The organism is Martelella sp., from assembly GCF_984369615.1.
The window spans coordinates 1-3,712 of record NZ_CFHTCS010000404.1 but is presented as its reverse complement, the minus strand read 5'-3'; the positions used below and the strand labels follow the sequence as shown (position 1 = coordinate 3,712).

Here is a 3,712-nt window from a genome sequence, read left to right as displayed (position 1 = left end):
CTTTTGGAAGCCGATCACCCCTCTAACGGGGTCCTTATTCCACGCCTAATCACATGGCGCCAAACCTTCTGGGCAAGCGGGATCAATTCCGCCCTCGCCGCCTCCAACTCGAATATATCGGCAGCAAACGTGTCTTCCGCGCCGATCGATTTGCGCGACCGATTGGGCTGAACCGACCGCTCATCGATCCCCCTCGAGATCCGATAATACCAGCTCCCCGACTTGCCGAAATTATCACGCAGGAAGGCGAGTGATTTGTCGCGGAGATCCGCTCCGGTCACGATCCCGAGCCGTTGCATCTTTTCGGCCGTCGCCGGTCCGACACCATGGAATTTCTTGACGGCGAGGTCAGCGACAAAGACTGGCCCCATCTTCGGCGTGATCACAGCCTGACCGTTCGGTTTGTTGAGGTCGCTCGCCATCTTTGCAAGGAACTTGCAGTAGGAGATCCCGGCAGACGCATTGAGGCCGGTCACTCCCTTGATGCGGGCGCGGATGATTGTCGCAATCTCGGTTGCGAACGCGATGCCCTGCTTGTTTTCGGTGACATCAAGATAGGCCTCATCGAGCGAAAGCGGCTCGATGAGATCTGTATGCTCGGCGAATATCTGGTGGATCTGCGCCGAGACCGACCGGTAGACGTCAAACCGCGGCTTTACGAAGACAAGGTCGGGACAGCGTCGCTTCGCGGTTACTGAAGGCAAGGCAGATCGCACGCCAAAGGCCCGCGCCTCATAGCTGGCTGCGGCGACAACGCCTCTGGCCGCAGAGCCTCCAACCGCGACCGGCTTGCCGCGCAGTTCGGGATTGTCGCGCTGCTCGACGGAGGCATAAAAGGCGTCCATGTCGACATGGATGATCTTGCGGATGGCCGGGGCGGCATCATCCGTTTCCCCCTCGTGGTCTCTTTCCAAAGCTGTCCGTTCATCCAGTGCGGCCATGACCATCTCAAGCGCGTGACACGCGACGACGTTATTGGTCTTCGGGGTTTTCAGGAGGGTCGACGAGGACCAACATGTTGCCGGGCAGCGGCCGCTGAAGGTGTTTCACATCGGCCCACTCGCCGGTGAGCCAGAGATCGACCTCTTCTGGCGTCGTCAGGATCGCCGGCATCGCCTTCTCATGAATGGGCCTGACGATCTCGTTTGGTGTCGTCGTCAAAAACCCGAACAGTTCATATTCCTGTTCGCCATCGCGGACCTTCCGCATGCCCTTCCAGGGAGTCCAGAAACCGGCAAAGAACATCAGCGGTCGCTCCGGGTTCTGCGCAAACCAGGCATTCGGCACACGCCCGCCCTCCACCTTGCTGGCGGGATCGGGCTCCGCAAATGACGTGAACGGCACAACGCAGCGGCTTGTCGGACCGAGCCAGCGACGCCAATACGGAGATCCCACGTTGCGGATATTTGTGACCCCGCGATCGGCCTTGCCTTTGACGAAGGCCGGCGGCGTCGGCATACCCCAAGTGGCACTGACAATTTCCCGATTGCCCGCGCCATCAACGCGAACGATCGGCGCCAGCGTGTTGGGATAGACATTGAGAGAAGGCTCGTTCCATCCGGCCTTGTCGCTCGTCGCCTTTGTAAACTCGACGACGGCATCCCGTGTCGTCGTCAGATTATAGAGATTGCACAAGTCCCCTCTCCCCTCAGCGCCACATCCCGCGCATCCGCGCGCCGACATCAAGACGAACCTGCCGCGGCCCCGCGTTGCTTTGTTGCCCCGGCTTTACCACCGGCCATGTCCTGTTCTCAAAATGCTGCAGCAACATAGCGGGAATGAACCGGGTTCGCGAGGCATAGACATGCCTGTCGCCGGTCGAGGACTGTCCATGCGTGAAGAAGCGCTGTGGCACGACAAGGTTCAGACTATCCCGCGCCCGCGTCATGGCCACGTAAAGCAGGCGCCGCTCTTCCTCGATGTCGTCGGTCGTGCCGACGCCAAGATCGGAGGGAATGCAGCCGTCGACGGCGTTCAGCACAAAGACCGAGCGCCATTCCTGCCCTTTGGCCGAATGGATGGTCGAGAGGATCAGATAGTCTTCGTCGAGCAGAGGCACGCCGGCCTGGCCGGAGGTGGCGTCCGGAGGGTCAAGGGTCAGCTCGGTCAGGAACCGTTCCCGCGACGGGTAGCCAGCCGCGATGTCTTCAAGCTGAAGCAGATCGGCGCGACGCATCTCGAAGTCTTCATGGATGCGCTCCAGATAGGGCTCATACCACGCCCGGACCCGGCCGAGCTCGGCGGGCCAGCCCATGTTCGATTGCCGGAGGTCCGTGACCAAGGACACAAGTCCCGGCCAGTCAGTCACCGCACGCGAGGGCGCCGGCAAAGCTGCCAGTGTCACGACCGGATCTGCGGTTTCCGCAATTGCGTCCAGCGAATTTTGCGCCGAGGCCGGCCCGACGCCAGGCAAGAGCTGCATCAGCCTGAAGCCCGCGACGCGATCGCGCATGTTCTGGGCAAACCGGAGTGCTGCCAGCATGTCCTTCACATGGGCCGAATCGAGGAATTTCAGGCCACCAAACTTCACGAAGGGAATGTTACGGCGGGTGAGTTCAACCTCCAGCGGCCCACTGTGATGGCTTGCCCGGAACAGCACGGCCTGGTCCTTCAGCCGCATGCCGCCTTCACGGTTGTCGAGCACCTCGTCGGCAATGAACCGCGCCTGATCGCCCTCGTCACGAACCGTCACCAGTCGCGGCTTTTCGGTTGAGACGCGGTCGGTCCAGAGATCCTTGGTGTAGCGTTCCTGGGCAAGGCCGATGACGCCATTGGCGGCGGCAAGGATCGGCTGCGTCGACCGGTAATTGCGGTCGAGCGTGATCACGTCGGCCTTCGGCGAGAATTCATTCGGGAAGTCGAGGATGTTGCGAACGGTGGCAGCCCGGAACGAATAGATCGACTGCGCATCGTCACCGACAACCGTCAACCCCCGGCCGCCGAGCTTGAGCGCCATCAGGATCGAGGACTGCAGGCGGTTGGTGTCCTGATATTCGTCGACGAGAACATGATCCCAGCGCCCGCCGATCTCGGCGGCAAGCACAGGATCGCCCATGGTCTGCGCCCAGTAGAGCAACAGGTCATCGTAATCGAGGACGTTCTGGACTTGCTTGGCCTCGACATAAGCCGAGAACAATTCCTTCAGTTCCTTTTCCCAGGCCGCACACCACGGAAAGTTCGCTCTCAGGATTTCCGCGAGTGGGGCCTCGGCATTGACGGTGCGCGAATAGATCGAAAGGCAGGTGCCCTTGGCCGGAAACCGGCTCTCGGTCTTGGAGAAACCAAGGTCATGGCGTGCAAGGTTCATTAGATCGGCTGAATCCTCGCGGTCATGGATGGTGAACTGCGGATCGAGGCCAAGCTCGATCGCATATTCCCGCAACAGCCGAGCGCCGATCCCGTGAAACGTGCCGGACCAGGCAAGTCCATCCGCCATGATCCCCGCCTTGTCACCAAGCGCCTTTGCGCATATCCGCTCGACCCGCTTTCCCATTTCGGAGGCAGCGCGACGGGAAAAGGTCATCAGCAGGATCCGGCGCGGATCGGCGCCGGAAATGACGAGCTGGGCCACGCGATGGGCAAGCGTATTGGTCTTGCCGGAGCCCGCGCCGGCAATGATCAGCAGCGGTCCGCCGATGGCCTCATCGGGCAAATCCATGCCATGCAGAACCGCGGCCCGCTGGTTGTCGTTCAATTTTTCGAGATGCGCCGC

At 61.2% G+C, this 3,712-nt stretch carries 2 protein-coding genes and 1 pseudogene; all 3 read right to left on the bottom strand.

Features of this window, described 5'->3' with window-relative positions:
• Positions 1-38: 38 nt before the first annotated feature.
• A pseudogene (gene dinB, locus AC5DC2_RS21160) lies at positions 39-869 on the bottom strand (DNA polymerase IV); the annotation flags it as partial.
• 103 nt (positions 870-972) lie between these two features.
• Positions 973-1,635 carry an SOS response-associated peptidase gene (locus tag AC5DC2_RS21155; RefSeq protein ID WP_491699914.1) on the bottom strand — a complete coding sequence of 221 codons (663 nt, stop codon included), beginning with the start codon at positions 1,633-1,635 and terminating at the stop codon, positions 973-975.
• A gap of 13 nt (positions 1,636-1,648) precedes the next feature.
• The coding region (locus AC5DC2_RS21150) for an ATP-dependent helicase (protein ID WP_491699913.1) at positions 1,649-3,712 on the bottom strand (2,064 nt) is incomplete at its 5' end.